Raw genomic sequence first — 25,517 nt, forward strand, 5'->3', positions numbered from 1 at the left:
TTATTATTCTTATCCACCTATAGTGGCCACCATCAAATAACCCAACGGAAACAGAGGAGCAACACCATGTTAATCATGTCCATCATGCTCGCCATTTCTGGGCTGCTCGGGTCAGCCATTGCCTGGGATGACCTGAAGCAGCACAACCAGGATGAAGAGCAAAAATTGAAAAGCAAGCGCCCCACAAAGCAAGGCGCTTGTTAAACACAAAGTATAGAACAGGAGCAGAACGATGATTGTAATGACCACAATCCTTTCTATATCGGCACTGCTTGGCGCAGCCATCGCAGTTGACGACTTGAAAGCAAGCATCACTGAAGGAAACACAGCGGAATAACCAGGGGTTATTCTTGAAATGAAAACAATACATTTTTGTTATTAAACAGATTTCCGTATTGTTAACACCATGAAACGCCAGTTAACGGAGGCAACACCATGATCGTAATGACTATCATGCTCTCCATCTCCGCATTGCTCGGTTCAGCGATTGCGGTTGACGACTTAAAAGGTTCGACTGAAGTTTAATCAGCCAACCTGTAAAGATTTACCTACCCTCCTATCCAAACTATTTTGGATTTTTTGCCGGAAACACCTTGTTTCCGGCTTTTTTTTGCCCGAAATAATCGAATAGCACTCTAATAAGAGTACTATTCGACAATCTCATAACTGTGAGTTATTTCAACACCGCCTTGCTGCAGCATGATTGATGCTGAACAATACTTCTCTGCCGACAAGCTGACCGCCTGCGCCACCGCCTTTTCAGACAAGCCTTCCCCACCCACAACAAAATGCAGGTTGATGCGGGTAAATACTGCGGGAACGGCGTCCGCTCGCTCTGCCTCCAGCTTCAGCTCACAGCTGTCTACCTTCTGGCGGCGCTTTTTTAAAATACTCATCACATCAAAGGAAGAACACCCACCCATTCCCAGCAACAGCATTTCCATCGGGCGCACACCTTTGTTTTCACCACCGTGGTCGGGAGGGCCATCCATAACAACCTCATGACCACTGCCAGAATGCCCAACGAACATGGCGTTGCCGCCCCACTTTACTGTTGCCTGCATAGAATTTGCTCCAAGGTATTTCTACGTAAAAAGTATGAATAGCCGGTTTATAGGCCGGAAATTGTGTTTTATTTTCAATAACGCGCTACAGTTCACAGAACAAACGTGCTTTACTTAACCGTCAATGTGTCTGCCAGTTTGTGAAGATAGTCCATTCACAGATTCTAATAATTAACACTGGCGGCACGCTTATGACGACGACATTCAAGTTCGCACTCGACATTGAAGACAGGAGCGAAGAAGACGTGAGCCCCGCCCCAATAACTCCGCATATTCCTAACGTTGAGCAGTTTTTGATCCACTGTCATCGACGCCGTTATCCAGCCAAGAGTACCATTATTTACGCCGGTGATGAGAGCGACACTCTCTACTACATCACCAAAGGGTCAGTCACCGTTCTGATTGAAGACGATGATGGCCGCGAAATGATTGTGGCCTACCTTAATGAAGGCGACTTTTTTGGCGAAATGGGCATTTTTGGACAAAGTGACCGAAGCGCCTGGATTCGCGCCAAGGTGGAGTGCGAAGTTGGGGAAATCAGCTATTCCAAGTTTCACGAAGTAGCGAAGGCCCACCCAGAATTTTTACACGCTATCGGCTGCCAAATTGCCAAACGGCTGCGCAACACCACCCGCAAAGTGGGAGACTTAGCGTTTATGGACGTTACCGGCCGGGTAGCCCGCACTTTGCTGGACCTAAGTAAAGAACCGGATGCCATGACCCACCCGGACGGCATGCAGATCAAAATCACCCGCCAGGAAATTGGCCGTATCGTTGGCTGCTCACGGGAGATGGTGGGCCGAGTGCTGAAAAATCTTGAAGACGAAGGTTTAGTGCATGTGAAGGGCAAGACGATGGTGATTTTTGGAACGAGATAACCGCTTCAAGCAGCGAGCTTCTGGCTACGAGCTGATCGAGCGAAATTCAGATTCAGCACTCTGAACCCACTAACAAAAAAGGCAGCTTATTAAGCTGCCTTTTTTAATTCTGTCATTCTGAGCGAAGGAAAGAATGACGACTTTCTCCGATCTGCTCGTAGCCCGCAGCTCGCAGCCCGAGGCTCACTGCTTCAAAAGAACAACTCCGCCAACTTCTCACCCGGTTCCTTCGCCCGCATAAACGCCTCTCCCACCAAAAATGCGTTGATCTGGTGCTCGCGCATTGCCTCCACATCAGCGGCAGTGTGGATGCCACTTTCGGTCACCACTACTTTGTCATCGGGGATCATCGCCAGTAGGTCAAAGGTGGTGTTCAATGAAGTATCAAAGGTGTGCAAATCGCGGTTGTTGATACCCAGCAGGCGGTTCTCCAACGTCAAAGCACGTTCACACTCTTCAGCGTTGTGCACTTCCACCAACACATCCAAGCCTACCTCATGGGCCAGGCCGTTAAGGTCGGACATCTGTTGATCCGACAGGCAGGCGGCAATCAGCAGAATACAGTCAGCCCCCAGTGCACGGGCCTCCACCACCTGAAACGGGTCAACGGTAAAATCTTTGCGCAACACCGGCAGACCAGCACTGTTTCGAGCCGAAACCAGATACTCATCCGCACCCTGAAAAAAGTCGATGTCAGTCAGCACCGACAAGCAAGCCGCACCGTATTGTTCATAGCTTCTGGCAATCTGAGCCGGGTCGAAGTCCGGGCGAATCACCCCTTTGCTGGGAGAGGCCTTTTTCACTTCGGCGATCACCGCAGACTGACCAGTGGCCAACTTGCTTTCCAACGCCACTACAAAGCCTCGAGCGGATGATTGCTCTGCAGCCCGGCTGCGCATTTCTGCCAATGAGGTAACCGCCAAACGAGCCGCTACTTCTTCGTGTTTGCGGGCGACAATTTTTTTCAGGATTGTCGGAGTATCTATTGCAGTCATAGGGCTACTCGGCCATCTGGCTGGACAGTGTTGCCAGCTGATTCAATTTGTTCAGCGCCTCACCAGAATTAATGGTATCTAACGCCAACGCCACACCCTGTTGCAAACTACCAACAACCTTGGCCGCATAAAGTGCGGCACCGGCATTCAGGGCAACAATATGAGCGGCTGGGTGATCTGCCTGACTCAAGGCAGTGTTAACCATCGCCAAGCTCTGTTGGGCATCGGCCACTTTTAAGGGCTCAAGACTGGATCGTTGCAAGCCAAAATCTTCGGGAGCAATCTGGTATTCGGTGATTTCACCGTCTTTTAATTCAGCCACCCAGGTTTCTGCGGCAATGCTGATTTCATCCAGCCCATCCGCAGAGTGAACCACCAGCACATGGCTGGCACCCAATTCACGCATCACCTCCGCGACCGGCTTCAACCAGTCGCGACTAAACACGCCCAGCAATAAATTGGGCACTGACGCTGGATTGGTCAACGGCCCCAACAGGTTAAACACGGTGCGTGCCCCCAGTTCCCGACGGGGGCCAATAGCGTATTTCATGGCAGCGTGATGGTTAACGGCGAACATAAAACCCACGCCTACCTGCTCAATGCACTGCTTTACCTGGTCTGCACTGATTCCCAAATTCACACCGGCGGCCTCCAGCAAATCGGCGCTGCCGGATTTACTGCTCACCGAGCGGTTGCCGTGTTTGGCCACCGTAGCACCTGCCGCTGCCGCCACAAAGGTGGACGCGGTGGACACATTAAAGGTACCGGCGCTGTCGCCACCGGTGCCGACAATATCCACCAAGTGATCGGCATTCACTTCCACAGGAGTGGCCAACTTGCGCATCACAGCCGCGGCACCGGCAATTTCGTCCACGGTTTCGCCTTTGGCGCGCAGCCCTACCAGGAAACCGCCAATCTGCGCATCGCTGCATTGACCGGTCATAATTTGTTCCATGACCGCCTGCATCTGCGCATGGGTAAGATCGGTGTTATTCAGTACCGCATTGAGGGCGTCTTTGATGTTCATAGCTATACCTCAGCCTGTCATTCCCGCGCAGGCGGGGATGACAGATTCTAAGTTTCCAAAAAATTCCGCAATAAATCGTGGCCGTGCTCGGTGAGTATGGACTCCGGGTGAAATTGCACACCTTCGATGGCCAGTTCACGATGGCGCACCCCCATGATTTCATCGATGCTGCCATCGTCGTTTTCGGTCCAGGCAGTCACTTCCAGGCAGTCTGGCAAGGTTGCCTGGTCAATCACCAGTGAATGATAGCGGGTCACGGTAAACGGGTTACTGAGGCCGCGAAACACACCGCTGTTATTATGATGAACCAACGAGGTTTTGCCGTGCATGACCTGTTTGGCCCGCACAATCTTGCCCCCAAATGCCTGGCCAATGCTCTGGTGCCCCAGACAGATACCCAGCAGCGGCACTTTGCCAGCAAAGCGCTCTATGGCAGCCACCGAAATTCCCGCCTCATTGGGTGTGCAAGGGCCAGGGGAAATAACAATGCGTTCCGGAGCCAACTGCTCAATATCGTCCACACTGAGCTCATCATTGCGCACCACTTTAACGTCCGCATCCAACTCTGCCAGGTACTGCACCACGTTGTAGGTAAAGGAGTCGTAGTTATCGATCATTAACAACATGCAAAGTGCCCTCCTCTTTTGGCTCGGCAGCAACACCACTGGCTTCCAGGCGAACGTGCAAACGCGCCAGCGCATCTTGGGTGTCGCGCAGCTCTTTTAATATTTCGTCATGGGTGGGTGCCGTGCGCAGCTTGCGCAGTTTTTCCGCCTTGGCCTCATCCAGATTGTTCAACACCACCGCAATAAACAGGTTGATCATCACAAAGGTACCCAGCACCACAAAGCTCACGAAGTACACCCACGCCCAGGGCTTGGCGGCCATGGCGGTGTACATAATGTCAGTCCAGTCTTCCAGGGTAACAATGCGGAACAAGCTCAACAGGGCGATGGGCAAATCCTGCCAGTGAGTGGGGTCTACATCGTGAAACAGATAAAAGCCCGCCACTGCGTAGATATAAAACAGCACACACAACAGAATCGCTACGTGCCCCATACTGGGCAGTGAACGCAGCAATGTATCAACAATCAGCCGCAACTCCGGGAATGCGGACACCAAACGCAGCACCCTGAATAGTCGGGCAAGACGAGCCAGCATGGCCAATTCGCCGGAGTCCGGCGCAAGACTCAGCAAGATAATGGCAAAATCAAAGCAGTTCCAACCACTTTTAAAGTAGTCAAATGGCTTGGGCCAGTGGGCAGCCATTTTCAGCAGCGCCTCAACAATAAAAGCCACCAGCACGACTTCATAGAGCACCACAAACCAATCGTGATAGCTCACCGCCACCGAATCCCAGGTTTCCAACCCTACGGCGATGCCATTGAGTATGATCAGGCCAATGATAAACCCTTGAAAGCGGCCCGATTCCGTCAGGCGCTGGGCAATAGTTACCAATCCAGTCATTCTTTCAGCTACCTTTCCAACTTTGATCCGCTTCCTTGAACCATGGCCACGGCGCGCATCATTGCCCGGGCTTTGTTCATGGTTTCTTTCCACTCCAATGCGGGCACTGAGTCTGCCACCACACCGGCCCCCGCCTGCACGCAGAGCTTGCCGCCTTTGATGACTGCGGTACGAATGGCGATGGCGGTGTCCATATTGCCGTTCCAGGACAGGTAGCCCACCGCGCCACCGTAAACGCCACGCTTCACCGGCTCTACTTCGTCAATAATTTCCATGGCGCGAATTTTCGGTGCACCGCTCAAGGTACCCGCCGGGTGGGCAGCACGGAGTACATCAATAGCGCTGATGCCCGGTTTCACCTGGCCGGTGACATTGGAAGTAATGTGCATCACGTGAGAGTAGCGCTCTACCACCATTTTCTCGGTCAGTTTGACAGTGCCGGTTTGCGATACCCGGCCAGCGTCGTTGCGGCCCAGGTCAATCAACATCAGGTGCTCGGCAATCTCTTTGGGGTCATTGAGCATATCCTGCTCCATGGCCAGATCGTCTTCTTCACTACGTCCGCGGCGGCGAGTACCGGCAATGGGGCGCACGGTCACTTGGCCATCTTCCAAACGCGCGAGAATTTCCGGTGATGAGCCAGCGATTTGGAAATCACCCAAATCCAGAAAATACATATAGGGCGACGGGTTCAGGCAGCGCAGGGCTCGATACAGATTGAGGGGCTCTGCGTGAAATTCCGCCGTCAACCGCTGTGATGGCACTACCTGCATACAATCACCAGCAAGAATGTATTCGCGTATTTTTTCCACCACCGCTTCAAATTCCTGCTGGCCAAATCCGGAGGTAAACGCTTGCTCGCAGGCCTCTTCCCCGTCCAGAGAAATGGTGCCGAGATCAGGCGGCGGGTTGTGCAGCTGTTGCTCCAGTTGGTCGATGCGGGCATGAGCTCGCGCTTCGGCACCTGCCTCAGCGGGATCGACATGAACAATCAAAATCAGCTTGCCCGCCAGGTTATCGAATACCAGCACCTCATCGGACACCATCAGTAATACATCCGGAGTATGTAGCTCGTCCGGAGGGCAACTCGGCCCCAGGCGAGGCTCGACATAGCGCACACAGTCGTAGCCAAAGTAGCCCACAAGACCGCCGTTCATACGTGGCAGTTGAGGCAAATCCGGGGCGCGAAAGCGCTGCTGAAACTGCTCCACAAAAGCCAGTGGATCGGTGGCTTCGCACTGTTCAACCACGTCGCCATCGGTTTCCACGGTTACACGATTGCCGTGTACCTTCAGCACCGTACGCGCGGGCAAACCGATGATGGAGTAACGACCCCAGCGCTCACCGCCCTGTACCGATTCAAATAAGTAGGTGTACTTACCCCTGGCCAGTTTTAAATAGCTGGATAATGGGGTTTCCAGGTCGGCCAGCACTTCACGTACCACGGGGATACGGTTGTAGTTTTGCGAGGCCAGTTCAGCAAATGTTGGGATATTCATGGTCTTTATGCCCTGCTGGGCTTGCGGCGAGCACAGCGTCGTTAACGGGTATACATAAAAGGATCAATGCCTGACCGGGTGATCCCGGAGACAGGACACAGAATCACCAGCGGCGCCATCGCCCGGTGGAAGGGAACACAGTGTTAAATGCTGTGAAACGCATTTAGAGTCTCCATGAATCGGAGGAGGATTGTAGCGAAGCTGCGGGCTACTGGCTACGGGCAGTAAGTAGATTGAATCAGATTGTTACTCTGAGCACAGCATGTCGCTGAATCACACCTTGGTAAGTTCTTCTCGCATACGATCAATCTTTTCCCGGTACACAGCTTCCCCGGCCCCACCTTTGCCAAAGATCGCCGAGCCCGCCACAAAGGTATCGGCGCCGGCAGCGGCAATCTCGCGAATATTGTCTGCGGTCACACCACCATCAATTTCCAGGCGAATATCGTAACCGCTGGCATCGATCAGGGCACGGGCCTCACGCAACTTGTCCAGGGTGCCGGGGATAAACTTCTGGCCGCCAAAACCGGGGTTGACCGACATCAGCAGCAACATATCCATTTTGTCCAACACGTACTTTACCGGTTCCAGAGAAGTCGCCGGGTTGAGCACCAAACCGGTTTTACAGCCCAGATCGCGGGCCAACTGCAACGAACGATCCACGTGGCGGGACGCGTCCGGATGAAAAGTAATATAGGTGGCACCCGCATCCGCAAACATGCGAATCAGGTCGTCTACCGGCTCCACCATCAAGTGCACATCAACGGGCGCCTCAATGCCGTAGTTGCGCAGTGCCTTGCACACCATGGGGCCAATGGTGAGATTGGGCACATAGTGGTTGTCCATCACATCAAAGTGAACAATATCGGCACCGGCACTGAGTACGGCCTCCACCTCTTGCCCAAGGCGGGCGAAATCGGCGGAAAGGATGGAGGGAGCGATTTTGTAGTCTGGCATTTCAGGGTCCGAGCTTGACTGACAGGCGGCTATTATCCCCGCCATACCGACCAAACTCCATTGTTTTTCACCGATACCCCCTTGAAACTTTGCCAATTTACCCTAAGGTTAGTAATGCATATCAATAGAAAGAGAAGGATAAGACTATGAAACTGGATCTGTCCGGGCACCATGTAGAGATTACCGATGGCCTGAGAGAAGCAGCTAACAACAAATTTTCCAATATCAAATCCCACTACCCCGACCTTACCAACCTTTCCCTGATACTTACCGTCGAACGTCACGAACACAAAGTCGAAGCTAATACCAGTTACAAGGGTGCTCCCATAGCGGTGCACGCCTCTAACGACGATATGTACGCCGCCCTTGCCAGCGCATCCAGCAAGCTCAGCGCTGCACTGGCACACCGCAAGGGCTCCGCCAGCGCAGGGCGCCACAAAAAACCCGAGTACCAGGTGGAGGCCGGCGCTGCCGAGTAACCGCTAATCTCCACCTTAAAGGCCCCGTATCTGCGGGGCCTTTTTCGTGATGGAACACAGAATGATCAACCACCAACGCATCCACAGCCTCGACAGCATTCGCGGTATCGCCATGCTCGGCATACTGTTTATGAACATTGCCGCTGTGGCGCTGCCGGATGCGGCTTACTTCAACCCCTGTTGGTACGCCGGCAACTGCACCACAGCCGATGTCTGGATCTATAGTGTCCAGCACCTGTTTTTCGACGCCCGCTTTATGACCCTGTTCTGCCTGATGTTCGGCGCTGGAATGGCGCTGTTGTGGCAAAAATGCGCAGAAAAAGGCTACCCGGCCAGGCAAGTACTGATCCGCCGCCTCAACTGGCTGCTGCTGTTTGGTGCACTGCACGGAATATTTATATGGCAGGGCGACATATTGCTCAGTTACGCCCTGGCAGGGCTGTTGGTTGTAGCCACCAATATGCTGCAGCGCCAGCCGAAAACACTGATAACTGTTGGCGTCTCACTGTTTATTGCCGGGCATCTGTTTATCGGCATCATCTGGCTGCTTTACCCGTGGATACCGGAAGATCTGGCGGTGGAGTTTGCCCTTGGCTATGCCCTCTCCCCAGATGAAACAAGCGACCAGATCGCGTTGTGGCAAGGGCCCTATTCAGGTCAAGTTTACGAGCAATTTTTGGCCGTTCTCGAACTGCTGTTCGGCACGGTTTTTACCGGCATGTTCCTGATCTGGTTTGGGCTTATGCTTCTCGGCATTGCCCTGTACAAATTGAACATATTCCACCGCGGCTTGACCCCAGCTTTACAGTGGGGGCTATTGTCTATCGGCCTGGGGTTGAGCGGTATTAACCTGGCGTTGGCGTGGGATAACCAGTTCCAATCGGCACGCAACTTCTACTCCCCATGGAACACCATCGCGGCACTGCCCATAGCCCTCGCCTATCTGTCTCTACTGGCGCGCTGGTGCCACAAGCATCAAAGGGCGATACCCATGGTCAGCGCGGTAGGCCGCATGGCATTTACCTTCTATATTTTTCAGTCGGTGACCATGGTGTTGCTGTTTCGCTGGATCGCCCCGGAGCTTTACGGGCAGCTGGATCGCTTGAGCCTGTTTGCTGTGGCGCTGGCCATGACCGTCCTACAGATCACACTGGCCAACCTGTACCTGCGGAAGTGGCAACAAGGCCCACTGGAAAAAGGCTGGCGCTATTTGACCTATCGCGGTGTAAAAGCCAGCAGTAACGAGCAACCGTTATGATCTACAGCCTGTTGGCGGATCTGGTGGTGGTATTTCACCTGCTGTTTATCGTCTTTGTGATTGTTGGCGCGCTTCTGGTACTGCGCTGGCGGTCAGTGATCTGGTTACATCTACCCGCTGTAGCCTGGGTGGCCATTCTGGAATTCAACAGCCTGATCTGCCCCTTAACCCCCCTGGAAAACCAACTGCGCCAAGCTGCCGGGCAAGCGGGTTATCAGGGCGGTTTTATCGAACACTGTCTGATACCCATCATCTACCCCAGCGGCCTGACACCCAACATTCAGGTGCTGCTGGGCATTGCCGTGCTGGCAATTAATGTGCTGATATACACCGTGCTGGCCTGTCGATGGAGACGTGTAAAATGAACTGGTTGATCAAGCTGTGCTGTATTGCCGCCACGGTTTACCTGGCAATCGGCGGCTTGCTGTACCTGGGCCAGCGCCATCTGCTCTACCACCCAACCCCGCCTCAACCCTTGCCCGACAACATTGAGGTACTGCCACTGGCCATAGAAAATGGCAGCGTAAAACTGCTGCGCCTGAACCCCGGCCACAGCAGGGCACTGCTTTACCTGGGGGGCAATGCGGAGCAAGTGGCCAACAGCGCACCAGAACTGGCGAAGCAGCTGCCAAATCACACCATCTATCTGCTGAATTACCGGGGCTACGGCGGCAGCGCTGGTAAACCCAGTGAACAAAACCTCTACCGCGACGCCACCAGCAGTTATGAACTGATCGCCCGACAACACAGCCATATTTCGGTCATGGGCCGCAGTTTGGGCACGGGCATCGCCACCTACCTGGCCAGCCGGGAAAATGTGGAACGCCTGGTGCTGATTACTCCCTACGACAGCATTACCGCCGTGGCTCAACGCCACTACCCATTTTTCCCGCTGAGATTGCTGATCAAGGATCGCTACGATTCACTGAGCCGAGCCAACGCCATCGACACGCCCACACTGATTGTGATCGCCGAGCAGGATCAGGTGATTCCACCCATACACGCCCACAAGCTTGGGGAAGCACTGCCGCCAGAAAACACATCCGTGGAAGTCATCCCCGGCAGCGACCACAACTCCGTTGGTCAATACCCACGCTACTGGTCGCTACTTAGCGACTTTTTGCAACCGTAAGAGAACGTCATGCAATTATTGCCCGCCACAGACGCTCATCTGGAAACTCTGAATAGCTGGATCGACAGCCGGCAACAGTGCATCACTTGGGGCAGTGAAAATATTCGTTACCCGTTCACCCACCAAAGTCTGAAAGAGGACATCCAGTGGGACACCTCAACCAATCGCTCATTGCTGGATGCAGAAGGCGGCATGGTGGGCTTTGGCCAGTACAGCAAACGGCATAACCGGATACATTTATCTCGCCTGATCATAAGCCCAGACCACCGTGGCAAAGGGTACGGAAAACACTTGGTTGAACAGTTACTTGCCAACGCCACCCAAGCACTGGGATGCACACTGGCATCACTGTTTGTGTATCAGGCCAACCAGCAGGCCATTCGCTGTTATCGAGCTATTGGCTTTACAGAGACGCCCTGCCCACCGGGAGAGCGCCAAACAAACTGTCCCGGGGCAGAGCCAGTCATCTTTATGACAAAAGCGTTAGTTAGATAGCAGCCATTTGAGATAGGGCTACTTCGACTTTTTCACCCAATCCAACGCCTTTTCAATAGACCCAATCATGGCGCCGGCAACATCAATCTGAGTGGCAGATTCGATGCCTTCCAGGCCCGGTGACGAGTTAACCTCCAGCAGTAACGGCCCTTTGCTGGAGCGAATAATATCCACGCCAGCCACCTTCAGACCCATAGTTTTGGCCGCTTTGATCGCCAGCTTTTTCTCCGCGGCAGTCACCTTCACGATAGAAGCACTGCCCCCCTGGTGGATGTTAGCGCGAAACTCACCGGGGGCGGCGGTGCGTTCGATGGAGGCTACCACTTTGCCATCGATGACAAAACAGCGCAGATCTTTGCCGCTGGCTTCCTTGATAAATTCCTGCACAAGCAGATTGGCCTTCAGGGATTTGATGGCGTTGATCACGCTCTCTGCGGCTTTCTTGGTTTCTGCCAATACCACGCCGCGCCCCTGGGTACCCTCCAGCAGTTTTACGATCAACGGTGCGCCACCCACCATTTCGATCAAGTCGTTAGTATCGATAGGGGAGTTGGCAAATCCAGTAGTGGGAATATCCAGGCCGCTTTTTTGCAGCAATTGCAGTGAATACAGCTTGTCGCGGGATGAGGTGACCGCTGCCGAGGAATTGAGGGTAAACACCCCCAGGCTCTCGAAATGGCGAGTCAGGGCACAACCGTAAAAGGTGAGACTGGGACGGATGCGGGGAATCACCGCATCCAGATCGTTGAGCACGCGGCCGCCACGGTAATACACCTCGGGCTCTTCCGCATCCAGTTTCATATAGCACTGTTTGATATTGAGGAAGATCATTTCGTGGCCACGTTCGGCACCGGCTTCCATGATCCGCCGATTGCTGTACAGATCCGGGTTGCTGGCCAGCACACCAATCTTTAGGCCACTGGCAGCGCGCTCCACGATACCGTACAGCTGGGTAATCTCGCTATTGGACAATTCGCCCAGGCAAAAGCTGGCAGCGGGGTCTACCAGCATGCGGCCGCTCATGGCCTCGCGCCCCAACAACATACGGTAACCCATGGTATCGCGATTGCTCAGGGTCAACTCAATTTCCCAGATATCACCACCGATTTGTACCGGCGCCATAATCACATAGCGCTTCTCGCGGGTGCCGTTGGAGCTTTTGATAAAACGGCGATCCACAACCGGAGATTCGCAGTGCACAGTGGTGCTGCGATCTCCCTGCAGTGGGTGCACATCAAAACTGACCCAAGCCTGGGAATTTCGGGTAAAAGACTGGATATTAAAGGCATGCAGCGACGAAGTTTTGGCTCCGGAATCCACTCGCGCCTTGATGGCAGGCATACCTAAACTGGGGAATGAGCACCACTCTTCACTGCCAACAATCAGTTTGTGTTGTGACGGCATTAGCCGCTCCTAATAGATGTTTTTCATCAACTTTTTTGTGGCGCGATTATGTGGGAAACAGCCACAGATAAACAATATGGAGAGCATATAAATTCAGTTTCTCCAGACAGCAAAGACAATTCAAACCAGCAGGCCCGGTTATTTTTCAACAAAATAGCCAGGCACAAAAAAGGCCTCTTTCGAGGCCTTTTTCAATACAACACAAGTTACCGCAACTTACGCCCAGATAACTTCGTCTTCCGGCTGAACCGCATCGGCAATGGGCAGGCCCACACGGGAGATATTCACCATGTGTTTCCAGTCCAGGTTTTCCGAGATGCTGTTGTTGCCCCAGGAACCACAACCCAGGGTGGTGGTAGGTGCAAAACCGTTGAAGAAGGAACCACCCGCGCTTAGGGAGGAAGGCTGGTTAACCACCAGGCGGCTAACGGTCAGTTCCAGACCCGCTTGCTTGATGTGGTCTTCGTTGTCGGAATGAATGCTGCAAGAGTGCCCTTTGCCCTCGTAGTTGAGGTTGGACTGAGCAATGTGCAGGGCTTCGTCAAACGTCTTGTACTTGAACGTAGACAGCACAGAACACAGCTTCTCTTTACAGAGCACGTCTTCGCGACCGATACCTTCTGCTTTGAGCAGAATCACACGAACGCCGTCGGCAATCTCAACACCGGCACGCTGACCGATAATCTGGGAAGATTGTCCAATCACTTCGCGGTGCATCACACCGTCTTCGTTGTAGAGCGCTTTGCGGAATTGCTCAACGGTTTCCGGATTATCAAAGTAAGCCACTTTCCCGGTCGCCAACAGCGCTTCGATGACGGTGTCGTAATCGTCTTCGTGGGCAATCACAGATTGCTCGGAAGAACAGATAATGCCGTTGTCGAAAGCAGCACCGGCAACCACTTTTTCAGCGGCAGCGTTGAAGTCGATGTCGCGGTCAAAGATGCACTGCACGTTGCCTGCACCCACGCCGAAGGAAGGCTTGCCGCTGGAGTAGGCAGCTTTCACCATGGCCATACCACCGGTGGCAACCACGACGTCAGCCAGCTTCATCAGCTCATTGGTTTTCTCAATAGAACCCTGCTTAACAACCTGGATCAGGTTTCTGGGGGCGCCCAGCTTGTCGAATTCCGCGTGCCACAGAGACACCAGGTACTCGGACATTTTTTGCACGCTGGGGTGTGCCGCTACCACAATAGCGTTGCCGCCTTTGAGGGCGAACATGGCATTACACATGGGCGTTACCACCGGGTTGGTGCACGGAGTCACTGCACCCACCACGCCGATGGGCTTGGCCACCAAGTGAAGGTTCTTTTCTTCATCGTGGCCGATAATGCCGATGGATTTAACACCTTTCAGGTTGTTCCAGATGGTTCTGGATTTACCCTTGTTCTTGAGGATTTTGTCTTCGTAAACGCCCAGACGACTTTCGTCCACTGCCATACGCGCCAGCTCTTCGGCGTTGTCAAAAACAACCTTGCCGACCACCTTTACCAACGCGTCAACCTGCTCCTGGCTGTAACCGGCAATAACGGCCTGAGCCTCTCTGGACTGAGCCACCAACTCGGCAATGGTTTCTACCGGAGTGCCAGCTTCTACTGCTACGCTTGTCATACCTCTTTACCTCAACTGTTTTTTAGCCTGACTTCTTAACTCAACTTTTTAGCTCAACTTTCTAGCTAAGTTCTGCAAAGCACTGTGCCAGAATATCCAAGCCCTCATTGGCCACCTCATCAGTGATGGTCAGTGCGGGCAGGAAGCGGATAACATTGCTGCGGAAACCACAAGACAACAAGATCAACCCTTTTTCCTGACCTTTGGCCACCAGAGCTTTGGTGAGTTCAGGGTTGGGCTGTTCGCTGTCGCCGTTTTGGATCAATTCCATGGCAATCATAGCACCGCGTTCGCTGCGAATCTCGCCAATCAGGTTCGGGTACTGAGCTTGCAGGGCGCGCAGACGCTCGCCGAACAGGCCGCCCACGTGGTTGGCGCGCTCTACCAGGCCTTCTTCTTTAATCACATCCAGAACTGCCAGTCCTGCGGCACAGCCGATGGGGGAACCACCGTAAGTACCACCCAAACCACCGGGATTAGGAGCGTCCATTACCTCTGCTTTACCAATAACGGCAGCGATAGGGAAGCCACCGGCGATGCCTTTGGCAGCGGTCATCAGGTCGGGTTCCACACCGGAGTATTCGGTGGCGAAGAACTTACCAGTACGGGCAAAGCCAGTCTGGATTTCGTCGGCAATCAGCATAATGCCGTGCTCGTCACAGAGCGCGCGCAGGGCTTGCATAAAGCTGTTAGACGCGGGATAGAAGCCGCCTTCCCCTTGAACCGGCTCAAGGATAATAGCCGCCACATCCTGGGGCTCAATGTCTACTTTAAACAGGTTGTGCAAGGCTTTCAGGGAGTCTTCTTCGCTGATGCCGTGGTAGGGAATCGGGTACGGCGCGTGGAAGATTTCACTGGGGAACGGGCCAAACAGATTTTTGTACGGAGTCACTTTACCAGTGAGGCCCATGGCCATCATGGTACGGCCGTGGAAGCCGCCGTTAAAGGCGATAACACCGCGACGGCCGGTGTGGGCGCGAGCGATTTTAATGCAGTTTTCCACCGCTTCGGCACCGGTGGTGACGAAGATGGTTTTCTTGGGGGTGTCACCGGGAGCCAGCTGGTTCAGCTGCTCGGCCAGTTCAACCGCGCTGTCGTAAGGAGTCACCATCACGCAAGTGTGGCTGAATTTTTCCAGCTGGGCTTGAACCGCCGCCTTTACCTTGGGGTGGTTGTGGCCGGTGTTCACTACCGCAATACCGCTGCCAAAGTCGATGTAGCGGTTGCCTTCCACATCCCACAGTTCGGCATTGTCGGCGCGGTCGATATAAAACGGTGCCAAGTTGCCCTGACCACGGGCGATAGCCTGCTCTTTACGAGCCTGGAGTTCTGCGTTAGTCGTCATGTTGTCACCTGCTTTTTCGGGTAAGCCTTGTGCTTGCATGTTCATGGATTGTTACTCCTGCTTTATTGACTCGCCACCACAGGTGACGACCGTTCAATTTACTGATCTATGCCACCGAGGCACATGTATTTGATTTCCAGGTAATCGTCGAGGCCGTACTTGGAGCCTTCGCGACCATCACCGGATTCCTTAATGCCGCCAAATGGCGCCATTTCATTGGAAATGCTGCCATCGTTAACGCCGACAATGCCGTATTCCAACTCTTCGGACACACGCCAAATGCGGCCGATGTCACGGGAGTAGAAATACGACGCCAGACCAAACTCACTGTCGTTGGCCATGTCGATAGCCTGTTGTTCGCTGCTGAATTTGATCAGCGGCGCCACCGGGCCAAAGATTTCTTCGCGGAATACCCGCATACCGTCGCACACATTGGTGAGTACGGTGGGCTCCACAAAAGCACCACCCAACGGGGAGCGACCACCGGTGGCCAGGGTTGCCCCTCTTTCCACCGCATCGTCGATCAACTCACACACGCCATTGGCTGCGCCTTCGTCGATCAACGGGCCAAAGTTCACACCGTCATCAACACCGTTGCCCACGGTAAAGCCGTCCTTCACCGCCTGTACCAACTTGTTGGCAAATTCGTCGTAAATGCCTTCCTGCACCAGAATGCGATTAGAACACACGCAGGTTTGGCCGGCATTGCGGTACTTGGAAATCAGTACACCCTGTACCGCAGCGTCCAGGTCCGCATCATCAAAGATGATAAAGGGCGCGTTACCACCCAGTTCCATGGACGTGCGTTTAACCGTAGCGGCGCATTGCTCCATCAAGTGCTTGCCCACTGGGGTCGAGCCGGTAAAGGTGACCTTACGGACGATTTCGTTGCCAGTAATTTCGTCGCCGATCTCACGAGTGGTACCAGTGACCACATTGATAACACCTGCAGGGATGCCAGCACGCTCTGCCAGCTCCACAATTGCATAGGCCGACAATGGGGTAGCGTTGGCGGGTTTACACACCACCGTACAGCCAGCGGCCAGAGCCGGGGCAATTTTACGGGTTAGCATGGCATTGGGGAAGTTCCAGGGAGTAATACAACCCACCACACCCACTGGCTGCTTGATACACACCAGGCGTTTGTCGTTGCTGGGGTGGGGAATAGTATCACCGTATACGCGCTTGGCTTCTTCGGCAAACCACTCTACATAGTTGGCACCGTAAACAATTTCGCCCTTGGCCTCGGCCAGGGGTTTGCCCTGCTCCGCAGTAAGGATAGCAGCCAGGTCGTCCTGGTGCTGAATCATCAGGTTGTACCAGTTGCGCAAAAACGCGGCGCGCTCTTTGGCGGGGCGGCGTTTCCAGTCACGCTGGGCGACTTCTGCAGCTTCAATGGCGCGGCGGGTTTCGGCGGTGCCGCACTTGGCCACTTCGGCCAAAGTTTCTCCGGTGGCGGGGTTGGTTACCGCCAGGGTTTCGCCGCTGTCGGCGGGCACCCATTGGCCATTGATGTAGGCCGAGGTTTTGAGCAGGGCTGCGTCGTTCAAAGCCAGCGCCATGTTGTGTCTCCGTGATTAATCCGGGGTATTTCCCGGGAGCGGGCGCGTGGTGGATTGCCACCCGAAATGCGCCCCACTGTACAAATTGGGGGCGCGAAATTATCAGGGTTTTTGCCCCCGATCTCTACCTCTCGGGGGGTAGGCAAAAGGCGCACAGACAAAAGCGCCAAACAAAGAATTTAACTCATTGATTTAAAAGCTGAATTACCGCGATAGAGCAGATAACAAAAGCTATTCTATCTATTTACTCCATATAACTACTCATCTGTTCCCTGAGGGTTTTCTTGCTGATCTTACCAGTGGCAGTATGTGGCAGTTCCGCCACAAACTCGCAGACATCGGGTATCCACCAGTCGGCTATTTTGCCTTTTAGATACGCCAATATCTCCTCTGCCGTCGCACCACTGGCCGGATGCAGCACCACCACCAACAGCGGCCGTTCCGTCCATTTCGGATCAGGGATGCCAATCACCGCTGCCTCCTGAACCGCCGGGTGGCCCATAGCGGCATTTTCAACCTCAATGGAGCTGATCCACTCGCCCCCGGATTTAATCACATCCTTTACTCGATCGGTGATCGCCATGTACCCCAGGGGATCAATGGTGGCCACATCACCGGTGGCAAACCAACCCTCTTGGAAATGACCGTCTTCATCACGGCGATAATAGCCAGCCGTCACCCAAGGGCCACGCACTTTTAATTCACCCGCGCTTTGACCATCCCAAGGCAGTTCTACACCGTCCGGGCCTTCAATTTTCATTTCCAGTCCATAAATACAGCGGCCAGCCTTTTTGCGATATTCCTGTTGGCGTTCAAGGGGCAGTTCACCGAGATTGGCCGGCGGACGATAGTAGGCACCCAGAGGACTGGTTTCGGTCATCCCCCAGCCGGGACTGACTTGAACATCAAAACTTTCCAGTGCCTGTTTCAGGGATTCCGGGCACGCAGCACCACCCACCACCACCTCTTGCAGGGAAGGGACTCCCTCGCCACTGCCCTTCAAATACTCTACCAGTGCCATCCAAATGGTAGGCACACCCAGCGAGTAACTAACCTGATAGCGATTAATGAGCCCGCAAATCACCTCGCCATCGAGCATTTTCGGCCCTGGGAGAACCAAGCTTGCACCGGTGAGTGCAGCCACATAAGGGGCACCCCAGGCATTCACATGAAACATAGGCACCAAGGGCATCAACACACTGCGGCTACTCACCGCCATTACATCGGGCAGTGCTGCCGCCATCGCGTGCAACACAATGCTTCGATGGCTATAGAGCACCCCTTTGGGGTCGCCGGTAGTACCCGAGGTATAACAAAGCCCGGCAGCGCTGTTTTCATCCAGATCCGGCCACTGGCAGTGGTCATCTTCTGCTGCCAGTAACTCTTCATAGCAAAAAACGTTTATCAAAGCGGTTTCCGGCATGTGGGAGCGATCCGTCAGCACCACATAGCCTTTCACACTGGGCAGGCTGGGGTGCAGCTTTTCCAGCAGGGGAACAATCAGCGGGTCTACAAACACCCACTGGTCTTCAGCGTGGTTGAGGATATAAGCCACTTGCTCCGGAAACAGGCGCGGGTTCACGGTGTGACACACAGCGCCTATACCAGCCACCGCAAAATACAACTCCAGGTGGCGATGGTCGTTCCAGGCCAATGTGGCAACCCGATCACCCTGTTGCACCCCCAGTGTTTTCAAGCCATTGCCCAACTGGGCAACACGGCGAAAAGCCTCACTCCAATCGTACTCTTGGGCCGGGTTGTCCAAGGTGATTGAGGCGACTCTGGTGGTTGCATGGGCGCGCTGTGCGTGACGCATAACAGATGTCACAGTAAGCGGAAAATCCATCATTTGTGCCTGCATGTGTTTATTCCCCAGGGTCTGTTGACGTTTGATCTACACCAAAACGGTATAGGGTATGATTTGTGCAGTTTCCTATATTGGTGGCCATACTCGCAAATTAGCACCTTTAAACTCGTCACCTTTAAGCATGGGCACAGTTATGACCGACACTTTCAATCAACCTCTTGGCGGCAACCAAATGCCCCGTTTTGGCGGCATTGCCTCCATGTTCAGGCTGCCCACTCAAGAAACCGCCGATGGCCTGGATATCGCCTTGATCGGCGTGCCACTGGATATTGGCACCAGCAACCGTACCGGCACCCGTTATGGGCCGCGGCAGATCCGCAGCGAGTCTGTATTGGTGCGGCCCTATGGAATGTACACACGGGCCGCCCCCTTTGACAGCTTTCAGGTAGCGGATATTGGTGACGTGCCGGTCAACCCGTTTAGCCTGGAAAAATCCATCGAGATTATCGAGCACTACTACGACGGCGTGATGGCTACTGGCGCCAAAACCGTTTCCTTTGGCGGCGACCACACCGTGGCGCTGCCCATTCTGCGGGCACTGCATAAAAAACATGGCCAAATGGCACTGATTCACGTAGACGCCCACGCTGATATCAACGACACCATGTTTGGCGCAAAAGTCGCCCACGGCACCATCTTTCGCCGCGCTATTGAAGAAGGCTTGGTAGACCCCAACAAAATGACCCAAATTGGCCTGCGTGCCACCGGGTATTCCGCCAGTGATTTCGACTGGGCCCGAGATCGCGGCGTGCAGGTGGTACAGGCGGAAGAGTGCTGGCATCAATCCCTTGAACCACTGATGGCGCAAGTGCGTGATCGCATTGGCCCGGATACGCCCTGCTATCTGAGCTTTGATATTGATGGCCTCGACCCATCCGTCGCACCGGGCACTGGCACCCCGGAGCCCGCTGGTTTGACCGCCGCCCAAGGGTTGCAAATTATCCGCGGCAGCTGGGGGCTAAATATGGTGGGCGCCGATCTGGTGGAGGTCTCTCCGCCTTACGACACCACCGGCAATACTGCTCTATTGGCAGCGAACCTGATTTTTGAGATGTTGTGCAGCTTTCCGGGGTGTGTGAGAAGGTGAGAAGATTTGATGGATAAAGTGGGGCTTGCCTTGGGCGGTGGCGGTGTTCGCGGCCTGGCCCATATTTTGGCGCTGGAAACAATGGATCATTGCAGCATTAAACCTGCAGCCATTGCGGGTACCAGTATGGGGGCCATTATTGGTGCGCTGTACGCATCCGGCTTGTCGGGGGAAGAAATTCACGCCGGAGTGTATCGCCACACCATTCGCAAAAGCGACGAGTTAAAGAGCATTCTGGCGAAGAAATCAGACTTGCTGAAATGGTTGAAGCTGGCAACCCCCACATTGCGCCGAGGCGGCTTTTTAAATGCAGACGGGGCGCTCTTATACCTGCTGGATTTAATTGAAGTACGCTCCTTTGAAGATTTGAGCATTCCTCTTAATGTGGTAGCGACGGATTACTGGAGCGGTGAAGCAGTAGTATTTAATTCCGGCGAATTACTGCCCGCCCTCAAAGCCAGCATGGCGATACCTGGGGTGTTTCCACCCGTAAAAATTGACGGCCGCGTATTGGTGGACGGTGGAGTCGCCAATAACCTGCCTTATGACCTGTTACCCGCGCACTGCACGAAAACCATCGCTCTTGATGTAGCACCGACACGCCAGCCTCCACCAGAAAAAACTGTTCCCGGCATGTTGGATTCTGTGTTGGGAATGTTTGATATCTTGCTGGAAAACGCCGACCGGCAACGCATTACCGGCTCACCACCATCAATTTACTTGAAACCAGAAATTATCGGTGTACGCACCCTGGACTTTGACATGATTGAGGAGGTATTTGAACAGGCCAAACCGGCCATGGCAGGCTTTGAGAAAGAGCTACAGGCTTTGATGAAAACTGTTAATGAATAACCTGCGCTTCAACAATATCTGGCCTGCAGCCACCAGCCAGCCGCAGGCCACCACAACCAACACCCAATTGGCGGGCTGCCACACGCCTGCGCCGAGCCAGCTGCCCAGCACTTCATAACTGAGTGGCAATAAAAGCAACCACAGAAGCAAAAACAGATTTGGCCGGATCGCACTGAACAACACCAAGACCGATAAATACCAGGGAAACACCACCGGGCTCAGTAGCAACGGAGTCGCCAGCGCCACAGCAAACCCTGCCAGTGGGTCTTGGCGGCCGATGCGAGCAGCACACCAGATTCCCGCTACGGCCAAAATCATTACCGCCAGTTGGCGAGCCAGCGTAGGTAGTGTGTTATCCAGCAGGGCAAAAAGGGGCGAACCAAAACGCCACTTGGCAAAAAATTCAAACAAAATACCGATGGGCTCCCAGCCCACGGCAAACGCGCCGCCGTAGCCAACCAATAACGCCAATAAAAAACCGGTTAGTAGTTGCCATCGCAACCGCCATTGGCGCAGCAATACCCACATAACCGGCAACAGCACAACCGGCAGCAGTTTTAGCAGTACACCTGCAGCAATCGCAGCCCCTGCAACCAGCAGCCTGCCACGCAGCCAGCACAGCACCGCAATAGCCACCGCCAGCGCACTGAATATATCCAAATGGGCGGCGATACCACCTTCGAAAATCAGAATCGGCGACAGCGCCAGCAATGGCAGATGGCGCTGCTGATTGATCTGCCGGAGAATCCCAAAGCCCACAAACAGCAACCCAATATTTGCCAGTGACACCAGTATCTTCCATATCCAAGGCGCCCACTGGGGGCCAGCTGTTGCAGCAGCGGTAAAACTGGCCATGGCCAGCGGCGGGTATAGGGAGGCGTAGGCGTTGTGCTCTGGTGGCGGCGACCAGTCGCTGTGTAAAGGCTGCAATGGTAAAGACGACGGCGGCGTTGTGTAAGGGTCGTAGCCACTGAGGGCCACTTTGCCATCCCACAGATAGCGCTTGATGTCATTGGATGTATAGCTGTCAACGGGAATCAGCAACACCCTTAACAAAACACCCAATGCCAGCAGCCATTTTAGCTGTGCCGCCCACTGGGATGCTGTTGAACGACGAGCCGCGTACCAAACGCCCAGCATTCCGATGGCCATGGCACTGTATTGCAGGCAAACCCAAAAGCCTATTTGCGACGGATGAAAAAAACCTTCTCCCTCAGCGGACTCAGCCAGGGGGTAGGCAAGAATCACAGCAATGGTTACCAGCAATAAGCAACCTGCCAGCCACCAGGATCTGGACACTACGCAACCCGTTGCGCAGCGGCCCGAATACTGCTGATAGCGGTACTGAGAAAACCGATGTGCAGTAACAACAAGAACGGCAGCGCCAACCACAGCTGCTGAGCCAAAGCCCAGACCAAAACACCGCCATATACCACGCCCAACAACAGTTCCATTGCGGTACCTTTTGGCATCACTGCTCGATAGCGCTTTTTGACGTTGTCACCAGTGGTCGATTCGCCATCGCCTTCCTTAGGGGTGCGAACAAAGGGGCTGCGTTGGTTTAACAAGGCTTCTGCAGCCGCCCGTGCGTTATTAAAGGAGAGTTGAATGCCAAGCAACAGCATGGCTGGCGCCTTGGAAATGGCAAACCAGGGAGAACGCCCAAGAACGACCTGACCAAACAGAAAGTAGGCCAGATGTCCGCCGGTAGACAGTAACAGCATGGGTGTATCCACCCAGAAGGTATACCCGATATCCAGGTGTTGCCGTATCAACAAACTGGGCACCAGCAAAAATACCGTATCAATCATCATCACCAGGTAGGCCATATTGTTGGCCAGGTGAAAGGTGGATTCCAGTTTGGTACCCAGACTCAGCGGTGCCCGCCACACAGACCCCAGTAATTTACGCATCACTTCTATGGCACCTTTGGCCCAGCGGTGTTGCTGGCTTTTAAAGGCGTTCATGTCCGCTGGCAATTCGCCGGGGCATTCAATGTGGGGTAGGTAACGCAACTGCCAGCCTTTTAGCTGAGCGCGATAACTCAAGTCCAGATCTTCAGTCAGGGTGTCGGCACTCCAGTTACCGGCATCGATAATAGCCGCCTTGCGCCAAACCCCGGCGGTGCCATTAAAGTTAAACAACGCACCGGTTGTGCAGCGCACCCATTGTTCAAGGCTGAAGTGCGCATCCAGAGCCACGCCCTGGACGCGAGTCAGGTGAGAATCGTTGAGGTTGAGGTGCCCCCAGCGCAGTTGCACCATAGCCACCTTGGGGTTGGTAAACTGGTGAACCGTGTCGTACAAAACCGACGGATTAGGCACAAAATCCGCATCAAAAATGGCAATAAATTCACCGCTGGCAGACCCCATAGCATCCGCCAGCGCCCCGGCTTTAAAACCGTGCCTATTTTCCCGCTGCACATGCTCTATGTTGACACCGCGTTCACGATGAAAAGCCACGCGCTCGGCAATAATATCGCTGGTGTCATCGTCAGAATCATCGACGATCTGTATTTGCAAGAGCTCCGATGGGTAATCAATGGCGGACATAACATCCACCACCCGTCGCGCCACAAAACGTTCATTGTAAAGTGGCACCTGCACAGTAATTTTAGGAAGCTGCTGAAACTTTTCTTCAGTTATCGATAAATTTTTACGGTACTTCAACCAGCGAAAAATCAAAGACAGGCGATGAATTCCTGTAAAGCTTAAAAACAGCAGCAACAGAAAATGTACGCCCAGCAGGATCAGGCCAAGAGTGGTCAACATATGTCTGTACGCTTAGTGGCTGTAGGTAATGCCTATTTGAAAGGTTTCGCCATCAAGCGTGTTGTCACCGTAAACGTCTTTTGTATAGGTAAATTCTATGCCGTATTTACCGCGACCGTAGCGACCGGGTTTGCCGAAATTCCACCCGGCGGTGAGCTCCCACTTGCCCAGATCAAATTCTTGAGGGGTAGAAAGGTTACCATTGTTGTTTAAAAACACGCTGGCGTTATTTGCGCTTTCTGTGCCGTCTAACTTTGTACGAAAATACAAATTTTCTGTGGCGTTAAAACCGTATTCGAGCAAATAACGAATTTCATCAGAAGGCGTTCCGCTACGCAGGCGATAACCCAGCTCTGCGCCAAAATAGCCGTATTTATTTAGGCTTTTCCCAAACAGCAATCGACCTTCGTAATCCTCTTGGCCATTGCCGCGAGGCAGGTCGTCGTCTTCGTCGTACAGGTAAGGGGCTTTAAAGGTAAACGCCGCGGACAGTACGTAAGCAGAACTGTCTACCAGGCTATAACGCAAGCCCAATTCCAAATCACTTAAACCGGATGAAGACGTTTCCTGGCCGGATATCGTCTGCTCCAAGTCTTGCAGTGACAACGAGCCAAACAGTGCCAGCTTATTGCCAAGACCAGTTTCAAAATAATAAGAAATGGAATCGTTTTGAAAATTCTCAAAACCATCGTTATCACCAAAAAAATCATCTGCGTCAAAAGCGTTGTAAGCTATCTTGTGGTAGCCGGAGCCTTTTTCACCCACCCAGGCACCCGCGTGTGCCATTTGACTACCACCAATCAAGAAAGAGACCAGCAGTGGCGCACTCAACACTTTAACGGGGTTTTTCATAGACATTTCTCCGAGCTAACGAGCAGCGATGCTGCCTGGTGATAAGTTAGCCTTGAGAAAGTACACAAGAACAAAAGTTCCTGGCCGGAATTAGCGATGAAAAATGATGCAGCTTGAACTTTTTAGACAGCCTTGAAATCAATTTTATGAAAGCAAAAGGGGCTTTTATGAAGTATTGCCAACCGCTCTTGGCAGTGACAAACGCGGCTTTCTAAATAGAGTGTTTATTTCGAATGATAGAGAAGAGCTTATGGGTGAAAGGCTCTTTCGGTAACCGTTTGACCGACTCTAAGAACTCATAAAACCGACAAGACTAACCTTTTAGCTTCAGCTGCAAATCGGTTTTCGGCACACAGCAGCAAGGCAAAATTTCATCGTCATTAATCCACGCCATCGGCTCTTGCAAGTAAGCCACTTCGCCACTGACCAATTGGGTTCGACAGCTGCCACAGTAACCCTCTCGGCATTGATAAGGCACGTAAACGTCCTGCGATTCCAAAGACTCCAACAAGTTGTTGGCGTGCTGAAACTGCACTACGGCCTCAGCGGCCTCATCCCCATTGATGTTGTGCACCGCCACCGCATGGGCGGGTTTGGCCATGCCATCCAGTTCAATTTGCGGCGTTTCTTCCGGCTGTTCCGGATTGCCCAGGGGAATAAAAAATTCCTGCTGTTCAAAAACGGAGTTATCCAGTGAAAGACTGTCCAGAGATAACAAGTCCACAGGCTCAGATTCCAGTTCAAAAAAGGGTTTTTCGGGATTTGGGGTATCGAGTTGAAACTCGCTTTTTTTATGAGTGTCAGTTTTATCGATGGGCATAACGGAAATTATTTTTTGCCATTCTGAATACAGCGAGAAGTAACCTGTATTTTTATAGCCACAAGTTTTTTGGCTGCACTCAGAATGACTAATCA

At 53.4% G+C, this 25,517-nt stretch carries 25 protein-coding genes; 9 read left to right on the forward strand and 16 right to left on the reverse strand.

Going from position 1 to position 25,517, the window contains the following annotated elements:
* The first annotated feature begins 66 nt into the window (after positions 1-66).
* On the forward strand, positions 67-204 hold the full coding sequence (locus KFE80_08315; GenBank protein UTW44400.1) for a hypothetical protein: 138 nt from the start codon (positions 67-69) through the stop codon (positions 202-204).
* A gap of 443 nt (positions 205-647) precedes the next feature.
* Here the strand turns inward: KFE80_08315 and KFE80_08320 are convergent, their stop codons facing one another.
* A complete protein-coding gene (locus KFE80_08320; protein ID UTW44401.1) occupies positions 648-1,064 on the reverse strand; it encodes an OsmC family protein in 417 nt (138 codons plus the stop codon).
* Between the two features lie 191 nt (positions 1,065-1,255).
* Between KFE80_08320 and crp the strand changes: the two genes are divergently transcribed.
* Positions 1,256-1,942 carry a cAMP-activated global transcriptional regulator CRP gene (crp, locus tag KFE80_08325; protein ID UTW44402.1) on the forward strand — a complete coding sequence of 229 codons (687 nt, stop codon included), beginning with the start codon at positions 1,256-1,258 and terminating at the stop codon, positions 1,940-1,942.
* 191 nt (positions 1,943-2,133) lie between these two features.
* Here the strand turns inward: crp and trpC are convergent, their stop codons facing one another.
* From trpC to rpe, 6 genes are all read right to left on the reverse strand, one after another.
* Positions 2,134-2,937 (reverse strand): indole-3-glycerol phosphate synthase TrpC, encoded by an 804-nt coding sequence (gene trpC / locus KFE80_08330; GenBank protein UTW44403.1) that lies wholly within the window; start codon positions 2,935-2,937, stop codon positions 2,134-2,136.
* Between the two features lie 4 nt (positions 2,938-2,941).
* On the reverse strand, positions 2,942-3,964 hold the full coding sequence (gene trpD / locus KFE80_08335; protein ID UTW44404.1) for an anthranilate phosphoribosyltransferase: 1,023 nt from the start codon (positions 3,962-3,964) through the stop codon (positions 2,942-2,944).
* A gap of 47 nt (positions 3,965-4,011) precedes the next feature.
* A complete protein-coding gene (locus tag KFE80_08340; GenBank protein UTW44405.1) occupies positions 4,012-4,590 on the reverse strand; it encodes an aminodeoxychorismate/anthranilate synthase component II in 579 nt (192 codons plus the stop codon).
* Positions 4,571-5,431: an ion transporter gene (locus KFE80_08345; GenBank protein UTW44406.1), complete on the reverse strand. Its 861-nt coding sequence runs from the start codon at positions 5,429-5,431 to the stop codon at positions 4,571-4,573. Before KFE80_08345 ends, KFE80_08340 begins: the two co-directional genes overlap by 20 nt.
* A gap of 8 nt (positions 5,432-5,439) precedes the next feature.
* Positions 5,440-6,930 (reverse strand): anthranilate synthase component I, encoded by a 1,491-nt coding sequence (locus KFE80_08350; protein UTW44407.1) that lies wholly within the window; start codon positions 6,928-6,930, stop codon positions 5,440-5,442.
* A 273-nt stretch (positions 6,931-7,203) separates the two neighbouring features.
* Positions 7,204-7,887, reverse strand: a complete 684-nt coding sequence (gene rpe / locus KFE80_08355; protein ID UTW44408.1) for a ribulose-phosphate 3-epimerase — start codon at positions 7,885-7,887, stop codon at positions 7,204-7,206.
* A 146-nt stretch (positions 7,888-8,033) separates the two neighbouring features.
* Here rpe and raiA point away from each other — a divergent pair, with 146 nt between their 5' ends.
* The 5 genes from raiA to KFE80_08380 all read left to right on the forward strand — a co-directional run bounded on the left by raiA (position 8,034) and on the right by KFE80_08380 (position 11,251).
* On the forward strand, positions 8,034-8,366 hold the full coding sequence (raiA, locus tag KFE80_08360; GenBank protein ID UTW44409.1) for a ribosome-associated translation inhibitor RaiA: 333 nt from the start codon (positions 8,034-8,036) through the stop codon (positions 8,364-8,366).
* Positions 8,367-8,427: 61 nt separating this feature from the next.
* Positions 8,428-9,624, forward strand: a complete 1,197-nt coding sequence (locus tag KFE80_08365; GenBank protein ID UTW44410.1) for a DUF418 domain-containing protein — start codon at positions 8,428-8,430, stop codon at positions 9,622-9,624.
* Entirely contained in the window at positions 9,621-9,989 is a 369-nt protein-coding gene (locus KFE80_08370) for a DUF2784 domain-containing protein (GenBank protein UTW44411.1), read from the forward strand. The genes KFE80_08365 and KFE80_08370 overlap by 4 nt, the downstream gene beginning before the upstream one ends.
* A complete protein-coding gene (locus KFE80_08375; GenBank protein ID UTW44412.1) occupies positions 9,986-10,756 on the forward strand; it encodes an alpha/beta fold hydrolase in 771 nt (256 codons plus the stop codon). Before KFE80_08370 ends, KFE80_08375 begins: the two co-directional genes overlap by 4 nt.
* A gap of 9 nt (positions 10,757-10,765) precedes the next feature.
* Positions 10,766-11,251: a GNAT family N-acetyltransferase gene (locus KFE80_08380; GenBank protein UTW44413.1), complete on the forward strand. Its 486-nt coding sequence runs from the start codon at positions 10,766-10,768 to the stop codon at positions 11,249-11,251.
* Positions 11,252-11,269: 18 nt separating this feature from the next.
* On the opposite strand, the gene rimK is transcribed toward KFE80_08380, so the two are convergent.
* The 5 genes from rimK to KFE80_08405 form a co-directional block, all read right to left on the reverse strand.
* Complete coding sequence (rimK, locus tag KFE80_08385; GenBank protein ID UTW44414.1) at positions 11,270-12,655, reverse strand: 30S ribosomal protein S6--L-glutamate ligase; 1,386 nt, start codon at positions 12,653-12,655, stop codon at positions 11,270-11,272.
* Positions 12,656-12,871: 216 nt separating this feature from the next.
* Positions 12,872-14,266, reverse strand: a complete 1,395-nt coding sequence (locus KFE80_08390) for an aldehyde dehydrogenase family protein (GenBank protein UTW44415.1) — start codon at positions 14,264-14,266, stop codon at positions 12,872-12,874.
* A gap of 61 nt (positions 14,267-14,327) precedes the next feature.
* Positions 14,328-15,611, reverse strand: a complete 1,284-nt coding sequence (gabT, locus tag KFE80_08395; protein ID UTW46678.1) for a 4-aminobutyrate--2-oxoglutarate transaminase — start codon at positions 15,609-15,611, stop codon at positions 14,328-14,330.
* Between the two features lie 98 nt (positions 15,612-15,709).
* Positions 15,710-17,173, reverse strand: a complete 1,464-nt coding sequence (locus tag KFE80_08400) for an NAD-dependent succinate-semialdehyde dehydrogenase (GenBank protein ID UTW44416.1) — start codon at positions 17,171-17,173, stop codon at positions 15,710-15,712.
* Positions 17,174-17,417: 244 nt separating this feature from the next.
* Positions 17,418-19,034, reverse strand: a complete 1,617-nt coding sequence (locus tag KFE80_08405) for a long-chain fatty acid--CoA ligase (GenBank protein UTW44417.1) — start codon at positions 19,032-19,034, stop codon at positions 17,418-17,420.
* A 139-nt stretch (positions 19,035-19,173) separates the two neighbouring features.
* On the opposite strand from KFE80_08405, the gene speB reads away from it, so the two are divergent.
* On the forward strand, positions 19,174-20,127 hold the full coding sequence (gene speB, locus KFE80_08410) for an agmatinase (GenBank protein ID UTW44418.1): 954 nt from the start codon (positions 19,174-19,176) through the stop codon (positions 20,125-20,127).
* Between the two features lie 9 nt (positions 20,128-20,136).
* Positions 20,137-20,979, forward strand: a complete 843-nt coding sequence (locus KFE80_08415; protein UTW44419.1) for a patatin-like phospholipase family protein — start codon at positions 20,137-20,139, stop codon at positions 20,977-20,979.
* Here the strand turns inward: KFE80_08415 and KFE80_08420 are convergent.
* The 4 genes from KFE80_08420 to KFE80_08435 form a co-directional block, all read right to left on the reverse strand.
* Positions 20,947-22,278, reverse strand: a complete 1,332-nt coding sequence (locus tag KFE80_08420; protein ID UTW44420.1) for a hypothetical protein — start codon at positions 22,276-22,278, stop codon at positions 20,947-20,949. The genes KFE80_08415 and KFE80_08420 overlap by 33 nt on opposite strands.
* Positions 22,278-23,747: a glycosyltransferase gene (locus KFE80_08425; GenBank protein ID UTW46679.1), complete on the reverse strand. Its 1,470-nt coding sequence runs from the start codon at positions 23,745-23,747 to the stop codon at positions 22,278-22,280. The genes KFE80_08420 and KFE80_08425 overlap by 1 nt, the downstream gene beginning before the upstream one ends.
* Before the next feature lie 15 nt (positions 23,748-23,762).
* A complete protein-coding gene (locus KFE80_08430; protein ID UTW44421.1) occupies positions 23,763-24,602 on the reverse strand; it encodes a hypothetical protein in 840 nt (279 codons plus the stop codon).
* Positions 24,603-24,915: 313 nt separating this feature from the next.
* Positions 24,916-25,203, reverse strand: a complete 288-nt coding sequence (locus KFE80_08435; protein ID UTW46680.1) for a 2Fe-2S ferredoxin-like protein — start codon at positions 25,201-25,203, stop codon at positions 24,916-24,918.
* Positions 25,204-25,517: the final 314 nt, after the last annotated feature.

The organism is bacterium SCSIO 12696 (assembly GCA_024397955.1).
Taxonomy (GTDB): domain Bacteria; phylum Pseudomonadota; class Gammaproteobacteria; order Pseudomonadales; family Porticoccaceae; genus SCSIO-12696.